The 16592-nt window shown below is 67.9% G+C and carries 17 protein-coding genes; 7 read left to right on the forward strand and 10 right to left on the reverse strand.

Translation table 11 applies throughout. The features are described from left to right. Positions 1–27 precede the first annotated feature (27 nt). The 3 genes from IJ15_RS0111165 to IJ15_RS0111175 are packed head-to-tail and all read right to left on the reverse strand — an operon-like array spanning position 28 to position 2899. Complete coding sequence (locus tag IJ15_RS0111165; protein ID WP_031938419.1) at positions 28–1452, reverse strand: NAD(P)(+) transhydrogenase (Re/Si-specific) subunit beta; 1425 nt, start codon at positions 1450–1452, stop codon at positions 28–30. Beyond that, entirely contained in the window at positions 1452–1784 is a 333-nt protein-coding gene (locus tag IJ15_RS0111170; protein ID WP_031938420.1) for an NAD(P) transhydrogenase subunit alpha, read from the reverse strand. The genes IJ15_RS0111165 and IJ15_RS0111170 overlap by 1 nt, the downstream gene beginning before the upstream one ends. Next, positions 1784–2899 carry a Re/Si-specific NAD(P)(+) transhydrogenase subunit alpha gene (locus tag IJ15_RS0111175; protein ID WP_031938421.1) on the reverse strand — a complete coding sequence of 372 codons (1116 nt, stop codon included), beginning with the start codon at positions 2897–2899 and terminating at the stop codon, positions 1784–1786. The genes IJ15_RS0111170 and IJ15_RS0111175 overlap by 1 nt, the downstream gene beginning before the upstream one ends. Before the next feature lie 269 nt (positions 2900–3168). Here IJ15_RS0111175 and IJ15_RS0111180 point away from each other — a divergent pair, with 269 nt between their 5' ends. From IJ15_RS0111180 to IJ15_RS0111195, 4 genes are all read left to right on the forward strand, one after another. Beyond that, positions 3169–3543: a DUF488 domain-containing protein gene (locus IJ15_RS0111180; RefSeq protein ID WP_031938422.1), complete on the forward strand. Its 375-nt coding sequence runs from the start codon at positions 3169–3171 to the stop codon at positions 3541–3543. A 249-nt stretch (positions 3544–3792) separates the two neighbouring features. Then, positions 3793–4491, forward strand: a complete 699-nt coding sequence (locus IJ15_RS0111185; protein ID WP_031938423.1) for a mycothiol-dependent nitroreductase Rv2466c family protein — start codon at positions 3793–3795, stop codon at positions 4489–4491. Next, positions 4488–5309, forward strand: coding sequence for a maleylpyruvate isomerase family mycothiol-dependent enzyme (locus IJ15_RS0111190; RefSeq protein ID WP_031938424.1), 822 nt, complete (start codon positions 4488–4490; stop codon positions 5307–5309). The genes IJ15_RS0111185 and IJ15_RS0111190 overlap by 4 nt, the downstream gene beginning before the upstream one ends. A gap of 6 nt (positions 5310–5315) precedes the next feature. Then, positions 5316–5990, forward strand: coding sequence for a Type 1 glutamine amidotransferase-like domain-containing protein (locus IJ15_RS0111195; protein WP_031938425.1), 675 nt, complete (start codon positions 5316–5318; stop codon positions 5988–5990). On the opposite strand, the gene IJ15_RS0111200 is transcribed toward IJ15_RS0111195, so the two are convergent. From IJ15_RS0111200 to IJ15_RS26685, 3 genes are all read right to left on the reverse strand, one after another. Further along, the gene (locus IJ15_RS0111200; protein WP_407984083.1) at positions 5948–6316 is read right to left on the reverse strand and encodes a hypothetical protein; all 369 of its coding nucleotides are present in this window, start codon (positions 6314–6316) and stop codon (positions 5948–5950) included. The genes IJ15_RS0111195 and IJ15_RS0111200 overlap by 43 nt on opposite strands. Positions 6317–6577: 261 nt before the next feature. Next, a complete protein-coding gene (gene fmdA, locus IJ15_RS0111205) occupies positions 6578–7831 on the reverse strand; it encodes a formamidase (protein ID WP_031938427.1) in 1254 nt (417 codons plus the stop codon). Positions 7832–7861: 30 nt separating this feature from the next. Then, entirely contained in the window at positions 7862–8173 is a 312-nt protein-coding gene (locus tag IJ15_RS26685; RefSeq protein WP_031938428.1) for an FmdB family zinc ribbon protein, read from the reverse strand. Between the two features lie 175 nt (positions 8174–8348). Between IJ15_RS26685 and IJ15_RS0111215 the strand changes: the two genes are divergently transcribed. The 3 genes from IJ15_RS0111215 to IJ15_RS0111225 are packed head-to-tail and all read left to right on the forward strand — an operon-like array spanning position 8349 to position 13566. Then, complete coding sequence (locus IJ15_RS0111215) at positions 8349–9821, forward strand: wax ester/triacylglycerol synthase domain-containing protein (protein ID WP_031938429.1); 1473 nt, start codon at positions 8349–8351, stop codon at positions 9819–9821. After that, on the forward strand, positions 9818–12130 hold the full coding sequence (locus IJ15_RS0111220) for a glycerol-3-phosphate 1-O-acyltransferase (protein WP_031938430.1): 2313 nt from the start codon (positions 9818–9820) through the stop codon (positions 12128–12130). The genes IJ15_RS0111215 and IJ15_RS0111220 overlap by 4 nt, the downstream gene beginning before the upstream one ends. Beyond that, positions 12127–13566, forward strand: a complete 1440-nt coding sequence (locus IJ15_RS0111225) for an HAD-IB family hydrolase (protein ID WP_031938431.1) — start codon at positions 12127–12129, stop codon at positions 13564–13566. Before IJ15_RS0111220 ends, IJ15_RS0111225 begins: the two co-directional genes overlap by 4 nt. A gap of 79 nt (positions 13567–13645) precedes the next feature. On the opposite strand, the gene IJ15_RS0111230 is transcribed toward IJ15_RS0111225, so the two are convergent. From IJ15_RS0111230 to IJ15_RS0111240, 4 genes are all read right to left on the reverse strand, one after another. Next, on the reverse strand, positions 13646–15100 hold the full coding sequence (locus IJ15_RS0111230) for a PPE domain-containing protein (RefSeq protein WP_031938432.1): 1455 nt from the start codon (positions 15098–15100) through the stop codon (positions 13646–13648). A gap of 85 nt (positions 15101–15185) precedes the next feature. Further along, complete coding sequence (locus IJ15_RS0111235) at positions 15186–15563, reverse strand: hypothetical protein (protein WP_051918765.1); 378 nt, start codon at positions 15561–15563, stop codon at positions 15186–15188. A gap of 21 nt (positions 15564–15584) precedes the next feature. After that, the gene (locus IJ15_RS25585; RefSeq protein ID WP_081880691.1) at positions 15585–16115 is read right to left on the reverse strand and encodes a DUF3558 domain-containing protein; all 531 of its coding nucleotides are present in this window, start codon (positions 16113–16115) and stop codon (positions 15585–15587) included. Positions 16116–16210: 95 nt separating this feature from the next. Further along, positions 16211–16588, reverse strand: a complete 378-nt coding sequence (locus IJ15_RS0111240; RefSeq protein ID WP_231569499.1) for a hypothetical protein — start codon at positions 16586–16588, stop codon at positions 16211–16213. Positions 16589–16592: the final 4 nt, after the last annotated feature.

A 16592-nucleotide genomic window follows, 5' to 3' on the forward strand; every position in this document is an offset into this window, starting at 1 on the left:
AGTGCCGTCTTCTGATTCCCGAAGTGGCTACAGGGCCTTGAGCTCTTCGGTGACCTCGGAGACCATCTTCTTGGCGTCGCCGAACAGCATGGACGTGCCGTCTGCGGTGAACAGCGGGTTGTCGATGCCGGCGTAGCCGGAGGACATCGAGCGCTTGAGCACGATGACCGACTTGGACTGGTCGACGTTGAGGATCGGCATGCCGTAGATCGGGGACGTGGAGTCCTCGCGGGCGGCCGGGTTGGTGACGTCGTTGGCGCCGATGACGACGGTGACGTCGGTGCGCGAGAACTCGCCGTTGATGTCGTCCATTTCCTTCATCGCGTCGTACGCGACGTCGGCCTCGGCGAGGAGGACGTTCATGTGGCCGGGCATACGACCGGCGACCGGGTGGATCGCGTACTTGACCTCGACGCCCTTGTCCTCGAGCAGTGCGGCCATTTCCTTGACCGCGTGCTGGGCCTGCGCGACGGCGAGACCGTAGCCGGGGACGACGATGACCTGGTTGGCGTACGCCATCTGGATCGCCGCGTCCGACGCGGAGGTGGCCTTGACGGTGCCGCCGGCTGCGGGACCGCCCGCACCGCCGGCGTCGCCGCCACCGAACGAGCCGAAGATGATCGCGGGGATCGAGCGGTTCATGGCCTTGGCCATGAGGTTGGTCAGGATCGAGCCGGACGCGCCGACGATCATGCCGGCGACGATCATCGCCTGGTTGTTGAGCGCCAGACCCGCGGCCGCGGCCGACAGACCGGTGAGCGCGTTGAGCAGCGAGATGACGACGGGCATGTCGGCGCCGCCGATCGGCAGCACCACGAACAGGCCCATGACGCCGGCCGCGATCAGCAGGCCGACGATCAGCCATGCCGACTGCGGGTCGCCGTCGGCGCCGAGACCGATGTAGACGGCCAGGCCGACCGAGACCACCGCGAGGATCATGTTCGCGAGCTGGAACAGCTTCGCGGAGGCGACGACCTTCTTCTCGAAGTTCTTGTTCAGCAGCTCCTGCAGCTTCGCGAACGCCACCAGCGAGCCCCAGAAGGAGACCGAGCCGATGATCGCCGCGAACAGCGAGCCGACGATGAACGGCGACGAGGGCACCGCGTCGACGGTGGTGAATCCGTCCGAGTCGAGGAACTCGGCCCACGCGATCAGCGCGACGGTGCCGCCACCGACACCGTTGAACAGTGCGACGAGCTGCGGCATCGCGGTCATCTTGGTGCGCAGGGCCGGCGGGACGCCGAGCACGATACCGACGATCAGACCGCCGGCGATGAGGAGCCAGTTGTCGGTGTCGCGGACGTCGATGAGGACGGCGACGACAGCGACGAGCATGCCGATCGCGGCGATGTAGTTGCCGCGCACCGCGGTCTTCGGGCCCGTCAGACCGGACAGGCCGTAGATGAACATCGCGAACGCGACGATGTAGAGGATCGTGACGAGGTAGCTCATCAGGCGTCAGCCCCCTTCTTCTCGGCCGCCGACTTGGCGTCCTTCTTGGGCTTGAACATCGCGAGCATGCGGTCGGTGACGACGAAGCCACCGACGACGTTCAGGGTGCCGAACACCAGCGCGACGAACAGAATGATCTTGATCGACCAGGGGGCGTCACCGGGCAGGTGCCCGAGCACGACCAGGGCGCCGAGCACGACGATGCCGTGGATGGCGTTGGTGCCCGACATCAGCGGCGTGTGCAGCGTGTTGGGGACCTTGGAGATCACGGCGAAGCCGACGAACCCGGAGAGGACCAGGATCGCGATGTTCGCCAACAATTCGGTGTACATCAGGAGTTCTCCTTCGACCGGGTCACGCACGCACCGGCGAGGATCTCGTCCGAGAAGTCCGGGGCCAGGCCGCCGTTCTCGTCGAGCATCAACTCGATCAGCGCGGCGACGTTCTTCGAGTACAGCTCGGAGGCGTGCTCGGGCATCGTCGCGGGCAGGTTCAGCGGCGAGCAGATCGTCACACCGTGCTTGACGGCGATCTGTCCGGGCTCGGTCAGCTCGCAGTTGCCACCGGTCTCACCGGCGAGGTCCACGATCACCGAACCGGGCTTCATGCCCTCGACCGCACCGGCGGTCACCAGACGCGGCGCGGGGCGACCGGGCACGAGCGCGGTCGTGATGACCACGTCGAAGTTCTTGATCGCGTCCTCGAGCGCCTGCTGCTGCTGGGCACGCTCGGCGTCGGTCAGCTCGCGGGCGTAGCCGCCCTCACCGGCCGCGTCGATGCCGAGGTCGAGCCACTGCGCACCGACCGAACGGACCTGGTCGGCCACCTCGGGGCGCACGTCGTAGCCGGTGGTGCGGCCACCGAGACGCTTGGCCGTGGCCAGCGCCTGCAGGCCTGCGACACCCACACCGAGCACCAGCACGGTCGCCGGCTTCACGGTGCCCGCGGCGGTGGTCAGCATCGGGAAGAACCGCGTCGACTCCGACGCCGCCATCACGACGGCCTTGTAGCCGGCGACGTTCGCCTGCGAGGACAGCGCGTCCATCACCTGGGCGCGGGAGATACGCGGAATCGCCTCGACGGCGAACGCGTCCACACCAGCGGAGCTGAGGGCACCGATCTGGTTGTCGGCGTTGCGCGGTGCGAGGAAACCGATCAGCGTCTGCCCCGAACGGAGCTTGGCGACCTCGTCGTCGGACGGCGGCGCGACCTTGGCCACGACGTCCGCCGACCACGCGTCACCGATCGTCGCGCCGGCTTCCTTGTACAGCTCGTCCGGAATCAACGCACCCAGGCCGGCTCCGGGCTCGACGACGACGTCGACACCCTTCGCGGCCAACGTCGCCACAACCTTGGGCACCAACGCCACCCGCCGCTCGCCGTCGCTCGTCTCCCGAACGACACCGACCGACGGGCGCGCCTGTGCCGCACTCTTCGATGTATCCAATGTTTCGACTTCCTGCGTTAGATGGTGTGCACGCCACGACGGGCGGCAACTATCGAGCGATCGACGGACGATGACCCGATCGATGCAAGTGGTCCACGATGGTAAGCAGAACTACCGTGATCAAGGGAATGCGGTCAAGTCGAATTATTTATCTGAATCGAGTCCGAACAGAGGTATACCACCATAGGGATAGTCATTTGTGATATAGCTCACTACTTCAAGGGAATGCAAATCGACGCCGAGATCGACCCCGGACACGGAGGTGGGAGATGGCCGCGAAGAGTGTGGAGATCGAGCGCGTGTACGACCGTCCGGGCGCCGAAGCGGCGTTCCGGGTCTTCGTCGACCGACTGTGGCCGCGGGGGCTGCGCAAGGATTCGTTCCACTACGACGACTGGGCCAAGGAACTGGCACCGTCCACCGAGCTGCGCCGGTGGTACAGCCACGACGTCGCCGAGTTCGGCGAGTTCCGGTCCCGCTATCTCGCGGAACTCGAATCGCCCGACGGTCGCAGCGAGGTGGAACGCGTTCTCGAACTCGCACAGGACCGTCCGATCGTCCTGTTGACCGCCACCAAGGACGTCGAACACAGCCAGGCCGCAGTGCTGCGGGACTTCCTGCGCAAACTCGACCAACCCGAATGATCGCCGTGCAACCACCCACCACAGACGTCACTTCCGCACCGAACATGCTTGGGCGGCTTCAGCATTCGCGCGAACGTCACGCCACGCGCCGACGCGGCGTGACCGGCTGCGCCCCCGGTCGTGGACGGACGTCCGGTTTCGGCGCGGCATCGCCTCCCGCCGGACACCGATCGGCCATAGAGTGACAAGGTGACCACCGACACACCCGATGCTGCGACCTCCACCGGGACCTCCACCGGCGACGTCGCGATCACGTCCGTGGACTTCCACTTCGACCCGATGTGCCCGTTCGCGTTCCACGCGTCGCGGTGGATCCGGCACGTGCGGGCCGAGACGGCGATCGACATCGGCTGGCGCTTCTTCAGTCTCGAGGAGATCAACCGGCGCGACGATCAGAAGCACCCCTGGGACCGTGAGTGGTCGTACGGGTGGTCACTCATGCGGATCGGCGCGCTCCTGCGCCGCGAGAGCATGGATCTGCTGGATCGCTGGTACTTCGCGATCGGCCACCTGTTGCACGTCGACGGCGGCAAACCGCACGACCCTGCGGTCGCGCGGGATCTGCTCGGACGGCTCGGTCTGGACCCCGGCCTGGTCGACGCCGCGCTGGCCGACCCCACCACCCACGACGACGTCCGGGCCGATCACGACCGGGTGGTCGCAGCGGGCGGATTCGGCGTGCCGACACTGTTCGTGCAGGGCACCGCGTTCTTCGGACCCGTACTGATCGATCCGCCCGCGGGCGAGGCGGCGGTCCGTCTCTGGAACACGGTGACCGAACTCGTGGAGTTCCCGCACGTGTACGAGATCCAACGGATCAAGGGCGTGTCGGACGCCGCGGACATCGCCCGCGCCCTCGAACCGTACGTGCGGGGTCGCGACTGGCAGAGCATCGATCGAGGCGAGGTCGTGGACCTCCCGATAGCGGAAACGGAGAGCGATACATGACGGAGTTCCTTCAGGGCATGCTGGTCGACGCCCTGTCCGAGCAGTGGGCGGTGCTCGACGACGTGTTGTCCACGGTCGAGGGCGATGCGTGGATCACGCCGACGGCACTGCCCGGCTGGACCGTGCGCGACATCGTCTCCCACATCATCGGAACCGAGTCGATGCTGTCGGGTCTGGAGCCGCCGCCGACGGCCATCGACGTGCACACCCTCCCCCACGTGCGCAACGAGATCGGCGCCCTCAACGAGCGCTGGGTCGAGGGACTGCGCGCCCACACCGGGCAGCAGATCCTCACGATGTTCCGCGAGATCACCTCCAGCCGGCTCGAGGTGCTCGGCGCGATGACGCAGGCCGACTTCGACGCCGCGGCCCTCACCCCGGTCGGACCGGCCACGTACGGACGGTTCATGCGGATCCGGCTGTTCGACTGCTGGGTGCACGAGCACGACATCCGCGATGCGCTCGGCGCCCCGCCCGGCGACGAGGGCGGTTCGCGGGGCGAGTTGGCGTTCACGGAGATCGCGGGCGCGCTGGGGTTCATCGTCGGCAAGCTGGGCCACGCCCCCGACGGCGCCCGGGTGACGTTCGAGCTGTCCGGGCCGCTGGCCCGCGCGATCCACGTCGAGGTGGACGGGCGCGCGGCGGTCGTGCCGCAGTTGTCCGGGCCGGCGACGTCGACGATCGCGATGGACTCACGCCTGTTCACCCGGGTGGCCACCGGTCGCACGACGGCGGCCGAGCACGTGTCGGAGTTCGGGCTGGGCGGCGACACCGAGGTGGGCCGGCGGATCGTCGACAACCTCGCCTTCACGATCTGAGGGCGCGTGCGACTGTTCCTGGCGTCGTACCGTTTCGGTGCGCACGTGGACCGGTTCGTCGATCTGGTCGGCGGACCCGGACCGATCGCGGTGATCGCGAATGCGGCGGACGCATGGCCGGCGCGGGCCCGGGAGTCGGCGGTGGTGAGCGACGTCGTGCCGCTGCGCCGGCTCGGGTTCGCGCCGTCGGAGGTGGATCTACGCGACTACGTGGGCCGTCCGGCGGACCTCGCCGAGGCGCTCTCGCGGTTCCGGGCGGTGTGGGTGCGCGGGGGCAACACGTTCGTTCTGCGTGCCCAGTTGGCGCGCAGCGGCGCCGACGACGTGCTGCGGGATCTGCTCGACCGTGACGTGATCGGCTACGCGGGCTACAGCGCCGGCGCGTGCGTCATGGCACCGTCCCTGGTCGGGGTCGACTGTGCGGACGATCCGGGCGAGGTGGCGCCGACGTGCGGGACGGCGCCGCGCTGGGACGGGCTGGGCCTGATCGACTTCTCGATCGTGCCGCACCATGTGGAGACGGGAACCCTCGACGACGCGAGCACCCCCGCGGACGCACCGAACCCCGGCGACGACGCGGCTCGAATGATCGAGGCCTGTCGTGCTGCCGGGGTTCGGTATCGGGCGTTGACCGACGATCAGGCGATCGTCGTGGATGCCGAGGCCACCGCGCTGCTGTAGCCACCGACGGCGACCAGTTCACGCGTTCCCTCGCGCGGAGCCGTCCGGTCCAGCGCGGACCAGGTGATCCGAGCGCGCTTGACCGTCATCTCGTCCGCCTCGGAGAGCAGGGCCGTGAGCAGGGACTCGGGATCGCGGACCCACGCGGCGTCGATGCGGGCCACCTGCGCGTTGGTGAACAATCCGGAGCCGGCCACCGCGGCGACCCAGTCGCTCACGTCGGCACGGTGGATGCGCTCGAGGGCGTCGTAGTCGATCCCGCCGTCGAGGAACTCGTACGAGAACATGGCGGCGACGTAGCTCTCGATGCAGTTCGAAGCGCTCACGATCCTGCGCCCCTTTCTCCCCGACGGCCTAGACCTCGCCCCCGGGATAACGGATCCGGAACCAAGGAGATGTTCATGGTCACATCGCGTAACGCTTTGATTGCGCAGTGCGATACGAACGACGCTAACGTGACGAAAGACGTAGGCGTTACTTTTGATCATAACAATCAGGTAACGACTTCGGATGTCCGTTCAGGGCTGCAGCCAGGGAAAATGCGCGTGAAGTCCAGTTGAACGAGTCACGAAATCTCCGGTCCGGAGCTAGCGAGCGGAGTGCGGCGCGCCCATCCCCGGATCGATCCGGACCGGCCCGGACGCGGACGGGGCGATCGGGAAGTCGAAGATCGCGGACGGCAGGTACACCGTGGCGCACGAGTTCGGGATGTCCACCACCCCCGACAGCCGGCCCTCGATCGGTGCGGCGCCCAGCAGCAGGTAGGCCTGCTCGGGGCTGTAGCCGAACTTGGTGAGGTAGTCGATCGCGTGCAGGCACGCCCGCTGATAGGCGAGCTGCGAATCGAGGTACCGCTGTTCGCCGTCGAGTGTCACGGATGTCCCGGAGAAGGCGAGCCACTCGGAGTACTGGGGGTCGGTGTTGCCGGGCATGAAGATCGCGTTCTCCGACACCCCGTACGTCTCCATGCCGCCCCGGATGAGGTCGACGCGCAGGTCGATGAACCCACCCATCTCGATGGCACCGCAGAAGGTGATCTCGCCGTCGCCCTGCGAGAAGTGCAGATCCCCCACCGACAGGTGCGCGCCGTCGACGAACACCGGGTAGAAGATCCGACTGCCCTTGGTGAGGTTCTTGATGTCCTGGTTGCCACCGTTCTCGCGGGGCGGCGCGGTGCGGGCCGCCTCCGCTGCAACGCGGTCGAAGTCCGCGCCGGACAGGGTCCCGAGGATCGCGTCACGGGGCTCCGGCGGCAACGCCAGGGGCGGCACCCGGTCGGGGTCGGTCGCGATCAGGGCGGCCTCGCGGGTGTTCCACGTGCCGAGCAACGCGTGCGACGGTGCGGTACCCATCAGGCCCGGGTGCACGATGCCGGTGAACTTCACGTGCGGCACGTGCCGGGACGTCGCGGTCTGCCCGGCGAAGTCCCACACCGCCTTGTAGGCGTCGGGGAACTGGTCGGTGAGGAACCCGCCGCCGTTGTCGCGCGGGAAGATGCCGGTGTAGCCCCAGCCCTGACCGGCCAACGGCCCCGAGTCCTCCTGCGGGATCGGACCGAGGTCGAGGATGTCGACGATCAGCAGGTCGCCGGGCTTGGCGCCCTCGATCGCGAAGGGACCCGACAGCGTGTGCACCGTGGTCAGCGGCGCGTTCAGGATGTCGTCGGCCGAGTCGTCGTTGCGGATCGCGCCGTCGAACCATTCGCGGCAGTGCACCCGGAACGAGTCGCCCGGTTTCACCGTGACTGCGGCCGGGATGTCGGGGTGCCACCGGTTGTGGCCGATCTTCTCCTGCTCGGTGAACTTCTTCGTCGAATCCAGCGGGAACAGCAGCTCGGGCATGCGATCTCCTTCACGACTCGGGGGAAAGACTCAGGGGCGGGGCAACTTTCGGTGCAGCGGGTTGGTGGTGGTCTTCTGCGGGGCGCGTCGTCCGCCGGGGCCGGGCCCGGTGACGACGGTCGGCTCGCTCGCCGACCGGGCGGTCGCGTCGAGAAGTCGCATCGGTGTCGAACCGCCCCGGCCGAGGCGCGGGCCGGTGATCTGCCGGCGCCCGTCGGACTCGCATTCGGGGCAGTTCGCACTGTCGGGGACGGTGGCCATCGGGAAGTGCCGATCGAACGGACCGCACTGGGCGCACCGGAACTGGTAGAGGGGAATGACCGCGTCCTTTCGCCGGGGCAAGGATCGAAGTCCCTCAGACGTTAACCGAGGCGGCACCCGATCGCGCGGGATGCGACTTGTCCGCCGTGTCCGGAAAGGCTCCGGAAAAGGCAAGCACCGAAACGTGTGACGTGCCCGCTCCCGCGGGGCCACACTTGAGGCGACACCCCCGATCACGGTTTCGAGGAGCGTGCGTATGGCCGACGGGCAGCCGTTCGTCCCACCGAGTGCGGTGGATGTGGATCTCTCCGCTGTCGGCTGGGCGCAGAGCCGGACCATGTCGGACTTCGAGACCGGCATGTGGCGGATGGAGGAGGTTCGCCCCGAACTCCGCACCCCCATCGTCGCGGTCGACGTCCTCGACCGCGCGCCGGACTGGGACCGGCTGGTGCGGGCGCACGAATGGGCATCGCACATCGTCCCCCGGATCCGGATGCGCGCGGTGGAACCGGCGTTCGGGCTGGGGAATCCGGTGTGGTCGGTGGATCCCGAGTTCGACCTCGACTACCACCTGCGCCGGGTCCGGCTGCCGGAGCCGGCCGACCTCGACCACGCGCTGCGGATCTGCCGGCACCTGGCCACCGAACCGTTCGACAAGGCCCGGCCGCCGTGGATGGCGATGCTCATCGAGGGCCTGGCCGACGGCCGCGCCGTCTACGTCGTCAAGACGCATCACAGCATCACCGACGGCATGGGCGGCATCCAGATGATGGCGTTGCTGCACAGCCGTCGCGCCGAACCGACCCCCGACAAGCCGGACCGGGCGCCGGCACCGCCCGAGCACCTGTCGGATCTGTCGGCGCTGGGACTCGAGCTGCTCACCGAGGTGCGCCGGGCCCCGAGCCGGATCGCCGACCTGGTGTCCGGTTCGGCGCGGGCGGCGATCACCGCTGTCACCCGGCCGTTCGACGCGGCGGGCGAGCTCCTCGACTACGCCAATTCCCTGCGCCGGGTGGTCCAACCGCCCCCGGCGACGGGCTCTCCCCTGCTGCGCAACCGTGGACTCGGTCGCTGGTTCGGGGTGCTCGAGGTGGACCTGCAGGTCCTGCGGGCCGCCGGTCACGCCGCCGGCGGATCGGTCAACGACGCCTACATCGCGGCGCTGCTCGGCGGGTTCCGCCGCTACCACGAGGAACTCGGGGAGGCGGTCGGCAAGATACCGATGGGCATGCCGATCAGCATGCGGGCGGCGTCGGATCCGTCCGGCGGCAACCGGATCGCGGCGGTCCGCTTCGCGGGGCCCGCCACCGAAGCGGACCCGGCGTCACGGATCCGGAAGGTCCGCGCGATCGTGCTGGCGCTGCGGGAGGAACCGGCCCTCGACATCGTCGAGGCGGCGTCGCCACTGCTGGTGCGGCTGCCGACCCGGCTGCTCGCCGAGTGGTACCTGTCGCAGTCGAAAGGTCTGGACCTGCAGGCGTCCAACGTCGCGGGGGTGCCCGTGCCGGTGTACCTGGCGGGGGCCCGGATCGAGCGGATGTTCCCCTTCGGTCCGGCACCGGGCTGCGCCGTGATGGCGACGATGGTCTCCCACGTCGGGACCTGCTGCATCGGCGTCAATCTCGACACCGCGGCGGTGACCGAACCGGCGCTGTTCATGCAGTGCCTGCAGGAGGGGTTGGACGAGGTGGTGGCGCTGACCGGCGCCGCGAAGGGAGCCCAGCGATGACCGAGCATGCACCGTCCGCATCCCCGACGATCTATCTGACCGAGCCGATGACGGACTCCGAGCAACGCGCGCTGCGGACCTGGCTCACCCACCGCGAAGCCGAAACGGGAGGCCCGACGGTCACGTTCACGACCGATCACCAGTCGCTGGCGACGCTGGTCCGCCGCGACGACGACCCGGTGCTCACCCCGGTGCGGGTGGTGTGGCTTCCCGACGTGACCAACGGCCATCGTGCACAACGGATTCGGGATGTACTGTCCACCCGGGACCCGCTCCGCCTCGGTTCGAACGCGCAACGCCGGGTGCTCCGCAACGATCCGGGCCGCTGCCGGGTCGTCGAGGGCGACGGGGCCGCGCTGAGCGAACTGCGCGATCGGCTGGCCGAGCGCGGCGGCGGATCGTTGCCGGACTTCATCCGCCGACAGGCCGCCCTCGCGCTGGAACGCGCCGAGCGGAACCTGCTCGGCACGCAGTACAAGGTGTCCCGGTTCGTGGTCGAGGAGATCACCGATACCAGTCGGTTCACCGCGGGGATCAAGGACCTCGCCGCGCGGCTCAACCTGACGGTGGTGGATGTCGACCGTCGGTCCCGCACCGATCTCGACGAGATGGTGGCCGCGCAGAGCCGTCGGGCGATCGCGCTGTGGGACCAGTTGGGCCGCTACTTCTCCCGCGCCTACCGACTGGACGTGGACACCACCCGGTTCGAGGAACTGCGCGAGCTCAACCGGGAGCACTCGCTGGTGTTCCTGCCCAGTCACCGCTCCTACCTGGATCCGCTGGTGCTGCGGCCGGCGCTGCTCGCCAACGACCTGCCCCTCAACCATGTGATGGGCGGACTCAACGTCAGCTTCTGGCCGATCGGGCCGATCAGCAAGCGGTCGGGCACGGTGTTCATCCGTCGCAAGTTCGACGGCGACGAGATCTACAAGTGGACGCTGCGCGAGTACATGCGGTTCCTGCTGACCAAACGCTTCAACCTCGAGTGGTACATCGAGGGCGGACGGTCCCGCACCGGGAAGCTGCGCCCACCCCGGTACGGGCTGCTGACCTACCTCGCGAAGGCGTTCCAGTCGAGTGAGGCGTCCGACGTCTATCTGGTCCCCATCTCGCTGGTGTACGACCAGTTGTACGAGGTGAACGCGATGGCCGCGGAAGCGCACGGCGCGGAGAAGCGGAAGGAGAGCTTCCGCTGGATGGTCGGCTACGTCCGGGCGCAGGGGCAGCGCCGCGGCGTCGCGCACGTGACCGTGGGACGTCCGCTGTCGCTGCGGGATTCCCTTGCGCAGGAGGAGGATCTGCGACTGGCGATCCAGAAGACCGGTATCGAGGTGAGCCACCGGATCAACGAGGTCACCCCGATCACGGCGTCGTCGCTGGTGATGCTCGCGTTCCTCGGCATCGAGGACCGGGCGCTGACGGTGCCCGAGCTTGGGTTCATCCTCGGCCCGCTGGTGGACTACATCACCGCCCGCAAGCTCCCCACCGCGGGCGATGTGGATCTCACCAACCCGCAGGTGATCCGCAAGGCGCTGTTCACCCACCTCGATTCGGGGGTGCTCGAGCGGTTCGACGAGGGCAACGAGCGGGTGTACTACCTGGGCAAGGATCAGGGGTTGGTGGCGGCGTTCTACCGCAACAACACCGTCCATTTCCTGCTGGTGCGGGCGATCGCGGAGATGGTGCTCTGCGCGGCCGTCGACGAGAAGTTCGCCGATCCGCTCGCCGATGGTTGGGCCGAGGCCAAACGGATCCGGGATCTGCTGAAGTTCGAGTTCTTCTTCAGCGACAAGGAGACGTTCCAGGAGGAGTTGCGCTCGGAGCTGAGCCTGATCGACCCGGCGTGGGAGAGCGATCTGAGCAACCCGGAGCACGTGGAGCACATCCTCGCCGACGTCCGCCCGTATCTGGCGCACCGGGTGCTGCAGCCGTTCCTCGAGGCCTACGAGGTGGTGGCCGATCACCTGCTGGATGCGCCGGTGTCCGAGGACTTCGACGAGAAGAGCTTCGTCGCCGGGTGTCTCGCCCTGGCGCAGCAGCGTCGGCTGCGCCAGCAGATCGCGAGCAGCGAGTCCATCTCGTCGGAACTGTTCGCGACCGCGCTGCAGCTGGCGCGCAACCGCAAGCTGGTGGGGGTGGTCGATCCCGAGGTGTCGGCGCGCCGGACCGCGTTCGCCGACGAGGTGCGGACGCTGGTCCGCCGGGTCCGCGAGATCCGCGCTCTCGCGCACGCGAAGCTCGACCAGATGCACGACGCCGACGCGGCCGCCCAGGTCGTCGGACACTCCGGGACGGAGTCGGACCGATGAACCGGCTCCGGGATCTGTACGCTGCCATCGCCGCCGCCCCCGAGGGCCCGTCGACAATCGCGGCCTTCGATCTGGACGGCACCCTCATCACCGGCTACTCGGCCACCGTGGTGTACCGGGATCGACTGCGCCGCTTCGACATCAGCATCGCCGAACTGCTGCGGACCACCGGCGCGGCGTTCGACACCCAGTTCCGCGGCGCCGACGTGGGCCGGCTGATGGAGATCGCGATCACCGGCCTCGCCGGTCGACGCGAGGACGAACTGCGGGAATGGAGTCAGCGGCTGTTCCGGCAGGAGATCGCCGCGATGATCTATCCCGATGTCCGACGACTGCTCGACGCGCACCGCCGGGCGGGACACCGGATCGTGATGGCGACGTCGGCGACGACGTACCAGGCGCAGTTCGTGGCGGAGGACCTCGGGATCGACGACGTGCTGTGCAGTCGGCCGGAGGTGGTCGACGGCATGCTGACCGGCGCGCTCACCGGCCCCGCGTTGTGGGGTCCGGCGAAGGCGAAGGCGTTGCGGGACTTCGCGGCCGAGGTGAGGGCACCGCTGTCGGAGGCGTTCGCCTACTCCAACGGCGTCGAGGACGTCCCGATGCTCGATTCGGTGGGACGCCCGGTGGCGCTGAACCCGGATCGCAAGCTGGCTGGGATCGCGCGGGCCGAGGGGTGGCTGTCGGTGAATCTGTCGCGGCCGGAGCGGGGTGCGACGCCGATCGCGACGGCCCGCACCGGTGTCGCGCTGAGTGCGTTGACGGCGGGCACGGTGGCGGCAGTGGCGGCGGGGGTCGTGACGGGAAATCGGCGGACCGCGGCGAACCTGGTGGGGACGTTCGGTCCGGGTCTGGCGTTGTCGATCTGCGGGATCGACGTGCAGATCACCGGCGAGGACAACGCGTGGACGAACCGTCCGGCGGTCTTCATGTTCAATCACCAGAGCTCGTTGGACATGCTGCTGATCGCCAAGGTAATCCGGCGGGATGTGACGGGGGTGGCGAAGAAGGAGGCGGCGCACGATCCGCGGTTCGCGGCGGTGGGAACACTGCTCGATGTCGCGTACGTGGACCGGACGGACAGCGCGCAGGCGCGGGCCGCCCTGGCGCCGGCGGTCGATAAACTGAAGAACGGCACGTCGATTGCGATCGCCCCGGAGGGCACCCGCTCCCCCACCCCGCGTCTGGGCCGGTTCAAGAAGGGCGGCTTCCACCTGGCGATGCAGGCGCAGGTGCCGATCGTGCCGATCGTCATCCACAACGCCGGGGATCTGATGTGGCGCAACTCGTTCGTCGCCCACCCGGGCACCGTCTACGTCGACGTGCTGGAACCGGTCGACACGAAGGACTGGAACGTCGACGACCTCGACCGGCACATCTCGGATGTCCGGGACCGGTTCGACGAGATCCTCCGGGCGGGGCCGGTCAAGGCCTGAGCGGGACTTCGCCGACGGCTCGGAGTCTCGTACCGGCGGACCGGCCTGCCTGCGGGACAGGCCGGTCGCGGCCGGACGGTCAGTTCCCCCCGATGACCGGGGGTGCGGCCAGTGGGAGATTACCGATCAGTTCGCTGCCGTTGTCGACGTTGACCAGGTAGCCGGGGGTCTTGTGTTCGGATTCGTCCTCGCCGCGCCCGCGTGCACCGGCGCCGGGCATCATGCCGGCGCCCGCCATTCCCGATCGGGCTGACGCCGCACCTGATCCCGGCGTTCCGGCGGTCGTTCCGGCTCCACCGGCGGCGCCCGATCCTGCGCCGGAACCGTTTCCGCTGCTGAGGATTCCGCCGCCTCCGTAGCCTCCGAAGGCGCCCGCGCCCGATCCGCCACTGCCGCCGGAGCCCAGCCCCCCGGCCCCGGCGGAGTAGCCGCCGATTCCCGAGCCGGACGGTCCGACGCCGGACTGGCCGAGCCTGGTGCCGTCGATGCCGGACGCGGCCGCCGGCGCGGTCCAGGCCGACGCCGGTGCGGTGAGGGCGTCGGTCTGGTTGGGGTTCACGGCGTACTGGCCGTTCGCGCCGGGTTGGGCGCCGGCGGCCATGGGGTCGAAGGCGTCGGCTCCGGGAGCCGCCCCGGAACCCGGTGCCCCACCGGGAATCGGTGCACCGGGTGTGGACGTCGGCATGTTCGGGGATCCCGAGTTCGGTCCCGCGAAGGGCGCGTACGGGTTCGGTGCACCGATACCGGGTGCGCCAACGCCGGATCGGCTCCAGTCGAGCTCTGGGTCGGCGACGCGGGGAGGTTCGGGGAGTTTCGGCACTCTGGTGTCGGACTGCTGCATGACGGGTGTGTAGACGGTGCGCATGATCTCGATCGCCTGCTGGTGCGCCTCGTCCCGCTCGTGGAGGACCAACTTGAGGAATCCGACGGTCGGCAGCAGTTGGTCCACGGCGCGGTCGAAGATCCCGCGCTCGGCGACCGGAGGCAGGGTGGCCTTCACCTGGTCGACGGCGGTTGCGGCTTCGGCGATCTTGGTTCCGATCAGGGTTCCGGCCTCCGCAAGCTTCCCCGACTCTGTGGCGTATCTACCGGTTGCCGCGACGGCGGAGTCCTTCGCGATGCCTTCCCACTTGCCGGCGGTCTCGTGGGTGATGAAGTCACGGAAGTCGTTGAGTGCCTGCGTGAGCGACTCGCCGATCTTCTTCCAACCTTCGGCACTCGCTCGGAGGGATCCACCGTTCATCGAGTCGACAGCGGCCTTGATGTCCTCGTGCGACATCGCCTCGAACGCTTCCGGTGACCCTAGTGACGGGGCGTCGAACTCGCCGTCGAAGCGATCGTAGAGGGGTGCCCTTTCCCGGTACAGCGTCTCACGCGAAGCATTGCCGGCGGCCTGCTCGTCGCGCACGCGGGCGCTCTCGTCCAGGTCGTAGCCGGTGACGAGATCCCACGCCTTGTTCGCCGGATCCTTGACGAACTCGGCAGCATCCCGACGCATGCTGTCGACGATCTCGCTGAAACTCGGCAGTCCCATCTTCGTCCCCCTTGTTACTTTTCTCGGCCAACCACACGCGAAATCCGGGGCCGCGACATCCCCTGAGTACCACGGCCCAGAATCATCAGTTGATCTTCGACCCGACAGTTTTCAGAGCAGCCACATTCGCGTCCTCCGCTGCGGCGTAGCGGGATTCAATGGTGAGGAAGACGTCGCGCATCTGCTCGACCTCTGCGATGTGGTCCGCAAGCGCCTGGTCCAGCGAATATTCGCCCCCTGCGGCCTTTCTTTCGAACTTCGCCGTGAGCGCGATACCCGATGGAAGTAGGTCCCCGAACCCTTCCAGTTTGGCCAGGTCCTGCGTTTCCAAACGCATGCTCTTCAATCGGGAGATGAGATCGCCACAACGATCTGCACACCTCTGGGCTACGCCCCGATGAAGAACGAGGTCACCAGAAGCGGCCGCCTCGCCCAGATTCCGCCATCCGGCCAGTTCAGACATGAGTCCCCCACCTATCAATGGTCATCCAGGTATGAATTGAGCAAGACGCCCCGCTCGCTCAACCGCTACCACGCACGGATTATCGAGAACGGGATCGACGCCGAGGTTCGCGATCGAAATAAGCACGACCCCGCCGCCAGATGCCATCGCAACATCGCAGTTGCGCCGATCACGATCCGCACTCTCCCGGTATGTGAAGCCCTGACGACCCCCGACTTCCACCGGCATGAACTCGGTGTTTCGCTGGTTCTGACGAACATCGTCAAGAGTAAATTTCGTAGCGAAAACGCTCAGGGCTGGCACTTCGCCAGCACCCTGCCACTTACAGATCTTCCATCCGGGCTGTTTGACGCCGACGATGTCGGGCGATTCGGTCGCTGGGTCCAGTCCAAGCTCCACCAAGACCTGATCAGGAATGTCATCGCACGGGCTGAACACAGGCTCCCCCGCCGCAACGCCATCGGGATCTGCCTCCCCTGACACTGTTCCCGAACCACACCCCGCCAACAGCAGACCGGCACCGATCAACCCAACCGCCGCAGCCAAGCGCACCCGGCACCCCCTTCATCCCAAACCCGTTCCACCCTAGACAGACGCACAACGCTTGGGTTCGGTTCCATCGCGACGGCAATTCCATCCGAATGCGGTCAGAAACCGCCACCCACGGCGGTCACAGCCTGCTGATTCGCGTCCTCGGATGCTTGGTACTGCGCGCCGATCTTCAGGAACAGATCGCGCATCTGCTCGACCTCAGCGATGTGGTCGGCAAGCGCCTGATCCAGCGAGTAGTCACCACCGGATGCCTTACGCCCGAACTTCGCGGCGAGCGCAACACCCGACGGAAGCCGATCACCGAAGCCGTCAACTGAGCTCAAACTGCGACCCTTTAACTGCACGTCCTTCAGTTGCTCGATGAGCTGGCCGCACCGGTCTGCACACCTTCGAGCGGTGTCTCCGTCGAAGAACAGCTCTCCCGCGGCGACCGAGGAACTCAGCTGACTCCAACTCATGTCCGAACTGTTCACTGAT

This window comes from Prescottella defluvii (assembly GCF_000738775.1).
Taxonomy (GTDB): domain Bacteria; phylum Actinomycetota; class Actinomycetes; order Mycobacteriales; family Mycobacteriaceae; genus Prescottella; species Prescottella defluvii.